We start from the raw sequence: 11,675 nt of genomic DNA, 5'->3' as shown, positions 1-11,675 counted from the left end.
GTGGTCGCTGCGCCATTCAACGCGGACACAAAAGCAAGGACGCACAGCACAGCGGACCAAGCACCAGCCCGCCAACCAGAAGACTGCACTGGCCGGCGGCAACCCACAGGGCCTGGGACCTTGCGGACAGTGGTTTCACAGTCAGAGAGTGTCTCTCATTTCAGTGTGCTGGCGCGGGTCAGAGTCTCAGATCACTGGCGCTGCGCGGCAGGCAGGATTTGACGTCGAACAGGACATTCCGGGCCTTTCCGAACGCTCGGATTTCGGCCGGATCCATCGCAAGATATGCGTCATGGGCAACCGCAAGGACGATACCGTCATAGGTGCCGGGTTTGGGCTGCTCCAGCAGGTCGATCCCATACTCGTCACGCGCGGCTTGCGGATCGGCATGGGGATCGTGAACGTCCACAGTCACGCCGTAGCTCTGCAACTCATGAACGATGTCCACGACCCGGGTGTTTCGCAGATCAGGGCAGTTTTCCTTGAAGGTCAGCCCCATGACCAAGACCCGGGCGTCCGTCATCTCGATCCGCTCGCGGATCATCCGCTTGACCAACTGGGACACTACATATGCGCCCATTCCATCGTTCAGGCGCCGCCCCGCCAGAATGACCTGAGGATGATGGCCAACGGCCTCGGCCTTGTGGGTCAGGTAGTAGGGGTCGACCCCGATGCAATGCCCACCGACAAGGCCAGGGCGGAAGGGCAGGAAATTCCATTTGGTGCCCGCCGCCCGCAGCACCGCATCAGTGTCGATGCCGAGGCGGCCGAAGATCATGGCAAGTTCGTTCACCAGGGCGATATTCAGATCGCGCTGTGTGTTCTCGATCACCTTTGCAGCCTCGGCCACGCGGATGCTTTCGGCCTTGTGCGTCCCCGCCGTGATGATCCGCGCATAAAGCGCGTCCACCAGATCGGCGGCCTTAGGCGTCGATCCCGACGTGACCTTGCAGATATCGGCGATGCGATGCGCCTTGTCGCCGGGATTGATCCTTTCAGGACTGTACCCGACAAAGAAACCCACGTTGAAACGCAAGCCGGACTCCCGCTCGAGGATCGGGACGCAGTCTTCCTCGGTCGCGCCGGGGTAGACGGTTGATTCATAGATAACCAGATCACCAGGCTTCAACACCCGTCCAACCGTTTCTGAGGCGCGCAGCAACGGTGCAAGGTCTGGCTGTTTTTGTGCTGTGATCGGTGTGGGCACCGTCACGATATACGTGTCACAGTCCGCCAGATCAGCGGGGTCAGTGGTAAACCTAAGACCCCCGGCGGCGGACAGCTCGTCTTCGCTGACCTCATGCGTGGCGTCATTGCCCTGGCGCAGCGCGTCGATGCGCGTGGGATTGATGTCAAAGCCCAGAACCGGTCCGATCTTGCCAAAGGCAGCGGCCAACGGCAGGCCGACATAGCCCAGACCGATCACGGCGATCCGACGGGAATTGGGGTTCGTTTCAAGCATACGTCAGGTCCGGGTCACTAGATCATTTGCCGTGGTATTCGCGGAACCATTCGACAAACTGAGCGATTCCATCCTTGAAATCGGTCTGCGGACGATACCCGGTCAGGCGTTGCAGTAGGTCGGTATTGGCCCATGTCGCCGGAACATCACCCATCTGCATGGGCATGTAATTCCGGATCGCCTTCTTGCCCACGGCTTCCTCGATTGCTTCGACGAAATCCATGAGACGCACCTTGTCACCATTCCCGATGTTGACCACACGATAGGGCGCGACCGGCGACAGGCTGTCACCCTTCTCGATATCCTCGGGGCTGTCCGGACGGGCGGGGACCGCATCGATCAACAACCGGATCCCGCGCACCAAGTCGTTTACATTGGTGAAGTCGCGATACATTTCGCCGTGATTGTAGATGTCGATCGGGCGCCCATCCAGAATTGCATCGACAAACTTGTACAGGGCCAGGTCTGGACGGCCCCAGGTGCCGTATACGGTGAAGAACCGGAACATGGTCGTGGGCAGATCCCAGAGATGGGCATAGGAATGTCCCATCGCTTCGTTCGCCTTTTTGGTGGCAGAATAGATCGTCAATTGGGTGTCGGCCTTTTCCACCTCGGTAAAGGGCATGTCTTCGTTTGCCCCATAAACCGAAGAGGTAGATGCCATGAGCAGGTGCCCGACCTTGTGCTGACGGGCCACCTCCATCACGTTGAACGTACCCACAACGTTTGAATCGATATAGCTGCGCGGGTGTTCAAGGCTGTAACGCACACCCGCCTGAGCGGCGAGGTGAACGATAACCTCGGGCTGGAATTCGTCGGCAACCTGCATGAGACGTTCGTGGTTTTCCAACAGATCCTCGGTTGCTGAGAAGCCGGGCGTCTGCAACAGCATCTGATGGCGGCGCTGTTTGAGAGTGACGTCGTAGTAATCCGTCATCCCGTCATAGCCATGGACCTGAAATCCTTCGGACAACAGCAGCTTGGCCAGGTGGAACCCGATGAAGCCCGCAGTGCCCGTAATCAATACCCGTTGCATGAAACCCTCGAACGCAAATCAATAATCCCGACCATCAGGGACCCTTTCGACCCGCCAAGGTCAAGGGGATTATCCGTCGGTGGGGCCTCATATCCGATGCAGGGCGGTGCGCGTCAACCATTTGCCGCGCCCAGCCCCGCATTGACCATCGAGGGCAGGAATTGATCCAGCGCCCGACCCCAGGTCGTGATCCGCTGTTCTTGGATGAAGACAATATCGTTGGGGCGCAGTTCCATACGGGCCGCGATCGACAATGCCGCGCTGTTCGGCACCCAGTTGGCTGCGAACCGTGAAATTTCCGCGTGACTCCGTCAGTTCGGCGCGGCGCAGACCGACCTCCTGTTCAAGTTCGGCCAAGGCAGCCCCCTTAGCCTGACGGTTCAGGCTGATGATGTCGATCTGATCGCGATAAAACGCAAGAGTCCGGTCCAGGTCATAGCTGGTATCGGCAAACACCGCGTCTCCGCTCAAAAGAACCAGTTGCCGGAACTCCGGTCGGGCCTGATAGCCGCGCAACGGAATCCGATACAAATCCCAACTGCGGTAGAAGCGGATCGCGCCCAGCTCTCGATCCCAGATCGTCAGGCCTCCGGCCGCGGCAATCGCCTGACCGAGTGTCAATGAAGCGACGGTCAGCGGGACCACGATCGGCGTCGAGGATCGAGATCGTGCCGTCATCGCGCAAGGTGAAGGCATCCGGCTGAGCGCCCGCGCCAGCAAGTTCGGCAACCCGTGCGGGGCGTATGATCGCCACCACATCACCCGGTCCCAGGTGGAAAGGTGGAGCCTTCACACGCGGAGGCGCGCGCGACTCAAGGGGCTCGGGGGTGAAATCCGGAACGGAAGGACCATCCGGCAGCGCAACCAATCGAGAGTGGGCCGGCCCGGTGCCTGCGGTTTCATAGAAGGACTGCGGGAGGCTGCGTGGCCGATAGGGTGTCGTCCCGTTTTCCATGAGCACCGTCTGAGCCGTCAAAGGTACTTCTCGCAGAGCGACGCTGTCCAGTTGGTTGGAGATGCGCGAAAGCTGGGTTGGTATTCGCCGTCCAGATAGCTGTGCAGGCGGATATGGCGCGCCGAGTCGTCCCCGGCCTGCATGGCGCGTGTTCCACTCACATCCGCCGACATCAAGTCCGCGCCCAATCCCCGGCTTGAGACCAAAACTCCATCCAGAAAGGAAAGCGACACACCGTCCGTTTACTTCCAGGTTTGAACGTCACCGTTGCCACCGAACAGGGCCATCGTTGCGCTGACCGACAATTTGGGCAGCTCGGCCAGCAATGAGGACTGGCCCTGACGATCCAGCATCGCGCGCGTCAAAACCGAACGCGGGTCATCACCATCCGGGGTGCAGACCGTCAGAACCTGCACAAGGGCGATAGTCCGCGTCATCGCCAGAACCGACCTCAATTGCACGCACATCGTGCCCGCGCGGCCCTCGGAGCGTGTCAAACAGACGCTCGCCAGCTTTCATCTGCAATGCAAAAGACCGTCCCGTTTGAACCGTGTGACTCAAAGCCGCTTCCAATTCAGCGACGGCATCGTCAGCGGTGATTTCAAACCGGATCGATGCACCACCCACGTTTCTGAGAAGAATATCTTGGTCCGCGGCCGCATCGTGGCGGTTTTCGACAGACCACTGCGCGGCCGGTTTGTAAGTCATCGAATGCATGGAAAGCTCCTGTTGTTTTTCGGCGGCCACTCTAGTGCCGAGGACCCTTGCGTTGCGCGCCCGCCTCAATAACCTGTTGTTCACAACTACGGCAGTCGCGTCAGCCGGCCGTGTCCGCCATTGCTGCCTGGGCCACAGCGCGATAGGGAACAGGTCTGATGATAGGATCGTGGATCAAAAAACTCAGGCGAGGCACGAACGAGCCTGAGCAGGAATCGCTGCTGGAGACCCTGGCACCCGATCGGCGGTTCTATGTCGTTGGTGACATTCACGGACGGCTGGACCTGTTGCAGCAACTGCTGACCCGTCTCGATCCGGACATTCCTCTGGTATTTGTTGGGGACTATGTCGACCGTGGAGATTACAGTGCTCAGGTTTTGCATCACCTGCGGCATCTTTCGGAAAACGACGAGCGTGAAGTGATTTGTCTGCTGGGCAATCATGAAGAGATGCTGCTTCGATTTATCGAGGAACCCAAGCGGACCAGTCGCTTGTGGCTGGGAAACGGTGGGCTTCAGACACTCGCGTCGTTCGGCCTGACGGGAATAACCGAAGGGACAATGGGCGAAGATGCTGTCCAAATCTCGCATCAGTTGCGGTCTGTGATCGGCGATCCGGTTCTGACTTGGCTCGAAAACCGACCACTGACCTGGTCAAGCGGGAATGTCTCGATCGTCCACGCGGCCCTTGATCCGGCTCTGCCAATCGATGACCAACCACGCCATGTCTGTTTGTGGGGGCACCCCAATTTCCCGCCCACCGCTCGATTGGATGGCCAATGGGTCGTGCACGGGCATACCATCGTCCCAGATCCAAAAGTCAGTGGGCGGGTGATTTCGATCGATACCGGCGCGTTTGCGACCGGTCGGCTCACGGCGGCAGACATCAGCCCGGGCATCGTCAATTTCGTATCAACCGGCCCCGGCAATGAAGCCTCGGACACCGCCGGTCGGGCATGATGGCCATGGTCAAATGATGATCTCTAAATACTCTATTAACATTAGCTCGGTATTTACCATTCCGCAGCGAAACTCTCGCTGAGCCTACGCGATATCAGACGCTCAGGGTGGGATGGATGAGCATCGATATTGTTGGTTCCCAGGCAGCTTTTTCCGGTTTTGCCGCGCCGCGCGTAGGTCTGACATTCAGTATCACCAAACGCTTCATGGATGTTGCTGTTTCTCTGGCCCTGTTGCCACTCCTGGCGGTTTGCGCAGTCCTGTTGCTCGTCATGAACCACATTCTAAACCGAGGGCCCTTGTTGTTTTGCCAGATCCGCATGGGCAGAGGAGGAAGAGCGTTTGTCGCCTACAAATTCCGTTCAATGAAGTCTGGTCACGGTAAGATCAGGGGGCCCCTATGGCCCGGTTACCGCGCCCGGCTTGGCGTCCGCCCCGGAATCAGCGGCTATGCCCAGACCGAAGTCGGGCACGCACAAAGTCTTGAAGATATTCGGAAAAATTTTGGACCGACCACTACTACATCAATAATCCGAGCCTTGCATTCGAATTTTGGATTATTTGGCGGACGCTGCAGGCGGTTGCAGAGTTCAAGGGCAATTGACGCCAAGAAACGGTGACAGAACACAAGCACTTGCAAAGGCCTAACACGACCGACGAAAAACCTCATGGCGCGAACAGGCGCGAGAAAACCGTGGACGGTTTGGTTCTGCTGGCCTTTGCCCGGCTGTGATGGCCGGACAGATACTCAATCGCCAGCTGCGCGGGTCTCGGTCTTTTGCTGGGATTGGGGATCTCGACCTTTGCGATAGAACCCCGCTTCCGGTCCGAAACGACGTTGGTTCTGACACGCTCTGCGGGCTATTCCGACGTGCCGTCGCAAGCCATGACGGGCTAGGTGTCGACATCTCCGCCATCAATACCCAAGTCGAAATCCTTGGCTCTGCTCGTTTGATGCATAGCCCGGCGCTGGAGCTAAACCTCCAGGATGATCCATAGTTCAATCCAGCCATCCTCGCATCGCGTTGGACCGTATTTTGGCAAAATCCGGCGAACCGGTCGGATAGCGAAGCCCTGGGCATTGTCGCGGAAAACGTCACACAGGTGGTATCTATCGAAAACGTCCGGAATTCAGATGTCATCCGGATCGGCGCAACAACCAACCGCCCTCAGAAGTCGGCTGAGATTGCGGATACCTTGGCCCAGCTTTTTGTTCGGGATCAAATCAATGCAAAAGCCAAAGGACTAACCGAAACTGTTTCATGGTTGTCGGACCGGGTGGCCGGGCTGGAGCAGGAAATCGCCCGGCAGGAGGACGCCATCAAGGTCCTGCGGGCGCCAGCCCCGAAGCACTGGCCGCGCACCTTTTCGAAACCCGAACAAGGTTGGCCAATCTGCAAAGCCGTCTTCAAGAGCTTGACCAACTGGACCAGACACTTGTTGACTTTGACCCCGAACACTTCAAAGGCGATATTCCGGAGGCCAATCACGGTAGCATTCTCACCAGCCTTTCAAGGCAGGTCGCCACAGGGGACGCAGCAGCAAGGATAGCTCTCGCCGAACGTGTTTCAGAATTGATCGCCCAGAATGCCCGCGTGACGGCCGAACTGCGCCAGATCGAGCGCGACGCCCGTGCAATCCCGTTGCTGCAAGAAACCTTTATTTCCAGACTGGAGGAAGCCGCCGTCCAACTGGGCGCACAAACGCCGGACAGCCGCATAATATCGGCGGCCACTCCGGGCAAACAGGTTGCACCGCGTTCTGGTCTGATCATGTTTCCTAGGGTTTTCGCCAGAGCGGCTTTGGGGCAGGGCATCGTTCTTGTCCGACAAATCCGGCAATCTGCGGTTCCGATTGGGGCCGATCTGGAGCTGGCCACCAGCGTACCGGTTCTGGGCCGTCTGCCATTGGCGCCGATCCGCCAGCGCAGTCAGTTGGTCGGGTACCTGTCCACATATCCGACGTCGCCGCTCTCAGAGGCGGCCAGAAACCTGCAAACGTCTGTGCTGTCGCCATATGCGGACGCTCCACCGCAGGTCATTCTGTGCACCTCGTCGGTACCGGATGAGGGTAAGACCAAGATGTCGATTGCCCTTGCGCAAAGCATGGCGGGGCTCGGTCGATCTGTTCTGCTGCTCGAAGCCGACATCCGGAGCCTGTCTTTCAGGGCGTATTTTCCAGACAACCCGAACGGCGGTTTGGTCACAGCGCTGACCGGAGGGACACCCTTGGGCAACCTTCTGCGTACCAACACCCGGTTTTCGGTCAGTGTTCTGATGGGCGAGCGCAGCACACGCAGCGCCACGGATACTTTTTCGTCTTCGCGCTTTCATGACCTCATGCAGAGGTTGCGGGCAGACTGCGACAATATTCTGATCGACAGCCCACCGGTTTTGGCCATTCCTGACGCCCGGGCAATCGGGCAGGCCTGTGACGCGATCATTTTGTCGGTTGCACCGGCCACCACGTCCCGCGCCCAGTTGGCACAAGCGCTGCGCGAGTTTTCCAGCGTGAACTTGCAGGTCACCGTGCTGGTCATCTCGGACCTGGGGTCTGCCCGAAAGCAGACCAAGGCAGGCGGTCAGTCCTATGGGGCATATGCCCGTTACTACAACGTGCGACTATCTAGCCGACGATCATCTGCTTCATGCGCAGGGCTTCGTATTCCAGCTCTTTCAGCCGGAAATGCACGACATCTCCGATGGTGATCATGCCGCAAAGCTTGCCGTCGCGCAGAACCGGCATGTGGCGGAATCGCCCCTCGGTCATCGTCTTCAGCACATCCATCAGCAGGTCGTCCGGTGTGCAGGTCCGCACATCGCGTGTCATCAGCGCCTCGACCGACTGTGGCAGCGTCTGACCCGGAGTATCCGCCATGCGGCGAACGATATCCCGCTCGGACAGGATTCCCTGCAGTGCGCCGTTCTGATCGGTGACGACAACCGCCCCGATGCGTTTCTCCTTTAGAATTTCGACCACCGAATGGATGGTGTCATTCGGCCGAACCGAAAACACCGCATCACCTTTTCCTTCCAGCAATTTGGCGACAGTGGTCTGAGTATGTGACAAATTCGACTCGGCGGATTGGCTGTAAGTGCTTGACCCGGCCTTGTCGCCACGTGTCGGGGGCTGGTAAGAGCTTGGGGCCATGGGCGGTCTCCTCCTTCAACGCTACAGGCTGTCCTCACCACCTTATCGCAGCAGAGAAACCTGTATAGGGTGCAAATTCAAAAACCGGCGCAACCGCGCCGGGTCGCAAGGAAAAACCGGACCCCGTGACCCAACTCCATCTGTCTCCTGCGGTTGCCGCCCTGATCTTCCTTCTGGTCGTGATCTGCGGGCATAATTTCCGCAAACTGTGGAAAGAACAGCCCCCGGGTTGGCAGAAACGCGCGTGGCTGTTTGGAGTGCCCGCTGCGGTCGGGCTGCTGGTCCTGGGCTTCCTGCCGCTGGTGCCCTGACGCAGGTTTGACTCTGGGTGGGGCCGCTGGCATATGCCGGGCAACACATTTCCAGGAGATCGCCCTATGCGCCGACTGCTTGCTCTGGCCCTGCCGCTTGTTGTTTCTGGCTGTCTGTTCGACGAGGAGCCCGAGATCGTCCGTCTGTCCGGCGAAACCATGGGCACGACCTATCACATCACCGCAATCGGGGAGGATCTGGACGAGGCTGCCCTGTCCACCTCCGTGGAGGAAACGCTGGCGCAGGTGAATGCCAAGATGTCCAACTGGGACCCGAATTCCGAAGTCTCGGTCTTTTCCGCCTCGGCCAGCACCGACCCGATGCCGGTGTCACAGGAATTCGCCTATGTGATCGCGGCGGCCAACCAGGTGCACGAGCAAAGCGGCGGCGTTTTCGACGTGACCCTCGGCCCGTTGATCGAGCTGTGGGGCTTCGGCCCGCGCAAGCCCGAAGACCCGGTGCCGTCGGATGCCGAGATCGCGGCGGCGCTGGAACAGGTGGGGCAGGCCCGCCTGCTGACGCTGGATGCGCAGGCCGGGGCGCTGGCCAAGGCGCAGCCGGGCGTGGGGATCAACCTGTCGGCCATCGCCAAGGGCTACGGGATCGACGCCGTGGCCGAGACGCTGCAAGAAGCCGGCTTCGAGAACTACATGGTCGAGATCGGCGGCGATCTGGTGGCTCGTGGTCAGAACGACAAGGGCGAGGCCTGGCGCATCGGCATCGAAAAGCCCGAAACCGGGTCGCAGACCATCCAGTTCATCGTACCGCTGGACAACCGCGGCATGGCGACCTCGGGCGATTACAAGAACTTCTTCGAACAGGACGGGGTGCGGTATTCGCACATCATCGACCCGACCACCGGACGCCCGATCACGCATCGGACGACCTCGGTCACGGTTCTGGCCGAAAATGCGATGATGGCCGATGCCTGGGCCACTGCGATGCTGGCGCTGGGGCAGGAGCGGGGGCTGAAACTGGCCGATCAGCTGGGTTTGGCAGTGTTTTTCATCTCGCGGGATGTGACAGGCGGCGAAGATGCCTATATCACGGTACAAAGCAGCGCGTTCAAGGATGCGCTGGGATCGAACTGAAGGGCGGGACGACCGATGAGCACCTTTATCCTCGCGTTTGTTCTGCTGCTGATCATCATGGTCGGCATGTCGCTGGGCGTGATACTGATGGGCAAGACCATCAAGGGCAGTTGCGGCGGGCTGAACGCGATCTCGGGCGCCGACAAATGCGTGGTGTGCCAAAAAGACGTGGACCCCAACAGCCCCCTGCGTGACAAGCTGCAATGCAAGCGCGCCCGCCGGATGGTGGAACAGATGGAAAGCAAGGGCGCGCAGCACTGAATGGTCAAGGCCCGCAACATCCTGTTCATCATGTTCGACCAGCTGCGCTGGGATTACCTGAGCTGTTACGGCCATCCGCATCTACACACGCCCAATATCGACCGGCTGGCCGCGCGCGGCGTGCGGTTCACGCGGGCCTATATCCAATCGCCGATCTGCGGCAGCTCGCGCATGTCCACCTATACCGGGCGCTATGTGCAGTCGCACGGCGCCTCGTGGAACGGCATCCCGCTGAAGGTGGGCGAGCAGACCATGGGCGACCATCTGCGCAAGGCGGGGATGGACTGCTGGCTGGTCGGCAAGACCCATATGCGCGCCGACGCCGAGGGCATGGCGCGGCTGGGCCTGGAACCCGACAGCCTGATCGGCGCGCGCGTGGCCGAATGCGGTTTCGACGTGTTCGAGCGCGACGACGGGATGCGCCCCGAAGGTCCCGACGGGTTCTATGACCCCGACGGGGCCAAGGCCTATAACGCGTGGCTGGCCGACAAGGGTTATGACGGCGACAACCCCTGGCACGACTTTGCCAATTCCGGGCTGGACGAGGACGGCAACGTGCTGTCCGGCTGGTTCCTGAAAAACGCGCCGCAGGCCGCGAACATCGCCGAAGAGGACAGCGAGACCCCCTATCTGACCACGCGCGGCATCGAATTCATGGAAACCCATGACGGCCCGTGGTGCTGCCACCTGAGCTACATCAAACCGCACTGGCCCTATATCGTCCCCGAGCCCTATGCCTCGATGTACGGGCCCGGGCATGTTCTGCCCGCCAACCGGTCCGAGGCCGAACGGGCGGCGGCACACCCCGTGCTGAGCGCCTTCATGTACACCAAGATCGGTCAGACCTTCTGGCGGCAGGATGTGCGCGAGGCCGTGATCCCCGCCTATATGGGCCTGATCAAGCAGGCCGACGACCAGATCGGGCGGTTACTGGACTGGATGGAGAAGACCGGCCGCATGGACGACACGATGATCGTGCTGACCTCGGACCATGGCGATTTTCTGGGCGATCACTGGATGGGCGAAAAGACGTTCTTCCACGACGCTTCGACCAAGGTGCCGCTGATCATTTTTGACCCGTCCGAACAGGCCGATGCCACGCGCGGCACCACCTGCGACGCGCTGGTCGAGTCGATCGACTTGGCCCCCACTTTCGTCGAGGTCGCGGGCGGTGCGGTGCCTGATCATATCCTAGAAGGCCACTCGCTGCTGCCCATCCTGCACGGGCGGGCGGACGAGACCCCGCGCAAATTCGCGATCTGCGAATACGACTATTCGGCCTCGCCCATCGCGGAAACGCTGGGCGTTTCGGTGCGCGATGCGGCGATGTTCTTGGTGGCCACGAAAAAATGGAAGCTGATCCATTGCGAAGGCGGGTTCCGCCCGATCCTGTTCGATCTGGAAAACGACCCCGGCGAGCTGACCGATTTGGGCGACAGCGCGGCCCATGCGGATGTAATCGCGCAGATGTACGACCATCTGTTCGCTTGGGCCCGGCGTCCGTCGCAGCGTACCACGCGCTCGACGGCCGAGCTGGTCGAGATGCGCACCAAAAGTCGCGGCAAGGGCGTGATCCTGGGCGCCTATGACGAAAGCGACGCGCCGCCCGAGCTGACGGTCAAGTATCGCGGCCGCAAGGCGCGGCACTGGCAGCAGATCAGGAAATAGCCCGACGCGGGGCGCATCGCCGCAAAAGGCGGTTCACGATGCGGCGGGCAGGGGATAGAAGAAC

13 protein-coding genes are annotated in these 11,675 nt (G+C 60.1%); 7 read left to right on the top strand and 6 right to left on the bottom strand.

Translation table 11 applies throughout. The annotated features are described in order from the left end of the window. Window positions 1–178: 178 nt before the first annotated feature. From tviB to ACR0EF_RS13345, 5 genes are all read right to left on the bottom strand, one after another. Window positions 179–1,462, bottom strand: coding sequence for a Vi polysaccharide biosynthesis UDP-N-acetylglucosamine C-6 dehydrogenase TviB (tviB, locus tag ACR0EF_RS13365; protein ID WP_170372557.1), 1,284 nt, complete (start codon window positions 1,460–1,462; stop codon window positions 179–181). Window positions 1,463–1,484: 22 nt separating this feature from the next. Continuing rightward, a complete protein-coding gene (locus ACR0EF_RS13360) occupies window positions 1,485–2,498 on the bottom strand; it encodes a GDP-mannose 4,6-dehydratase (RefSeq protein WP_170372559.1) in 1,014 nt (337 codons plus the stop codon). 87 nt (window positions 2,499–2,585) lie between these two features. Next, entirely contained in the window at window positions 2,586–3,257 is a 672-nt protein-coding gene (locus ACR0EF_RS13355; RefSeq protein WP_170372561.1) for a hypothetical protein, read from the bottom strand. A gap of 213 nt (window positions 3,258–3,470) precedes the next feature. Next, window positions 3,471–3,686, bottom strand: coding sequence for a hypothetical protein (locus tag ACR0EF_RS13350; RefSeq protein ID WP_170367302.1), 216 nt, complete (start codon window positions 3,684–3,686; stop codon window positions 3,471–3,473). Between the two features lie 9 nt (window positions 3,687–3,695). Next, window positions 3,696–3,950 carry a hypothetical protein gene (locus ACR0EF_RS13345; RefSeq protein ID WP_170372563.1) on the bottom strand — a complete coding sequence of 85 codons (255 nt, stop codon included), beginning with the start codon at window positions 3,948–3,950 and terminating at the stop codon, window positions 3,696–3,698. Between the two features lie 378 nt (window positions 3,951–4,328). Here ACR0EF_RS13345 and ACR0EF_RS13340 point away from each other — a divergent pair, with 378 nt between their 5' ends. The 3 genes from ACR0EF_RS13340 to ACR0EF_RS13330 all read left to right on the top strand — a co-directional run bounded on the left by ACR0EF_RS13340 (window position 4,329) and on the right by ACR0EF_RS13330 (window position 7,837). Beyond that, window positions 4,329–5,129: a metallophosphoesterase family protein gene (locus ACR0EF_RS13340; protein WP_170371680.1), complete on the top strand. Its 801-nt coding sequence runs from the start codon at window positions 4,329–4,331 to the stop codon at window positions 5,127–5,129. Window positions 5,130–5,245: 116 nt separating this feature from the next. Then, window positions 5,246–5,749: a sugar transferase gene (locus ACR0EF_RS13335; protein WP_170371682.1), complete on the top strand. Its 504-nt coding sequence runs from the start codon at window positions 5,246–5,248 to the stop codon at window positions 5,747–5,749. 765 nt (window positions 5,750–6,514) lie between these two features. Then, a complete protein-coding gene (locus ACR0EF_RS13330; protein WP_170372565.1) occupies window positions 6,515–7,837 on the top strand; it encodes a tyrosine-protein kinase domain-containing protein in 1,323 nt (440 codons plus the stop codon). Here ACR0EF_RS13330 and ACR0EF_RS13325 read toward each other — a convergent pair. Further along, on the bottom strand, window positions 7,755–8,279 hold the full coding sequence (locus ACR0EF_RS13325; protein ID WP_093963355.1) for a CBS domain-containing protein: 525 nt from the start codon (window positions 8,277–8,279) through the stop codon (window positions 7,755–7,757). The two genes, ACR0EF_RS13330 and ACR0EF_RS13325, sit on opposite strands and share 83 nt — an antisense overlap. Window positions 8,280–8,404: 125 nt before the next feature. On the opposite strand from ACR0EF_RS13325, the gene ACR0EF_RS13320 reads away from it, so the two are divergent. The 4 genes from ACR0EF_RS13320 (at window position 8,405) to ACR0EF_RS13305 (ending at window position 11,611) form a co-directional block, all read left to right on the top strand. After that, window positions 8,405–8,590 carry a hypothetical protein gene (locus tag ACR0EF_RS13320; RefSeq protein ID WP_170371688.1) on the top strand — a complete coding sequence of 62 codons (186 nt, stop codon included), beginning with the start codon at window positions 8,405–8,407 and terminating at the stop codon, window positions 8,588–8,590. Between the two features lie 66 nt (window positions 8,591–8,656). Further along, window positions 8,657–9,682 (top strand): FAD:protein FMN transferase, encoded by a 1,026-nt coding sequence (locus ACR0EF_RS13315; protein ID WP_170371689.1) that lies wholly within the window; start codon window positions 8,657–8,659, stop codon window positions 9,680–9,682. 15 nt (window positions 9,683–9,697) lie between these two features. After that, entirely contained in the window at window positions 9,698–9,943 is a 246-nt protein-coding gene (gene nqrM, locus ACR0EF_RS13310; protein ID WP_170367293.1) for a (Na+)-NQR maturation NqrM, read from the top strand. Then, complete coding sequence (locus ACR0EF_RS13305) at window positions 9,944–11,611, top strand: sulfatase-like hydrolase/transferase (RefSeq protein ID WP_170372567.1); 1,668 nt, start codon at window positions 9,944–9,946, stop codon at window positions 11,609–11,611. It abuts the gene before it with no gap. The last annotated feature ends 64 nt before the right edge of the window (window positions 11,612–11,675 follow it).

Source organism: Ruegeria sp. CG8 (genome assembly GCF_056537165.1).
This window is presented reverse-complemented; position numbering and strand designations above follow the sequence as displayed.

What these genes read in the sequence shown, in the direction of transcription:
- nqrM (WP_170367293.1), top strand. Translation starts at nt 9,698, where the DNA reads ATGAGCACCTTTATCCTCGCGTTTGTTCTGCTGCTGATCATCATGGTC.
- ACR0EF_RS13315 (WP_170371689.1), top strand. Translation starts at nt 8,657, where the DNA reads ATGCGCCGACTGCTTGCTCTGGCCCTGCCGCTTGTTGTTTCTGGCTGT.
- ACR0EF_RS13355 (WP_170372561.1), bottom strand. Translation starts at nt 3,257, where the DNA reads ATGTGGTGGCGATCATACGCCCCGCACGGGTTGCCGAACTTGCTGGCG.
- ACR0EF_RS13325 (WP_093963355.1), bottom strand. Translation starts at nt 8,279, where the DNA reads ATGGCCCCAAGCTCTTACCAGCCCCCGACACGTGGCGACAAGGCCGGG.
- ACR0EF_RS13340 (WP_170371680.1), top strand. Translation starts at nt 4,329, where the DNA reads ATGATAGGATCGTGGATCAAAAAACTCAGGCGAGGCACGAACGAGCCT.
- ACR0EF_RS13305 (WP_170372567.1), top strand. Translation starts at nt 9,944, where the DNA reads ATGGTCAAGGCCCGCAACATCCTGTTCATCATGTTCGACCAGCTGCGC.
- ACR0EF_RS13335 (WP_170371682.1), top strand. Translation starts at nt 5,246, where the DNA reads ATGAGCATCGATATTGTTGGTTCCCAGGCAGCTTTTTCCGGTTTTGCC.
- ACR0EF_RS13360 (WP_170372559.1), bottom strand. Translation starts at nt 2,498, where the DNA reads ATGCAACGGGTATTGATTACGGGCACTGCGGGCTTCATCGGGTTCCAC.
- tviB (WP_170372557.1), bottom strand. Translation starts at nt 1,462, where the DNA reads ATGCTTGAAACGAACCCCAATTCCCGTCGGATCGCCGTGATCGGTCTG.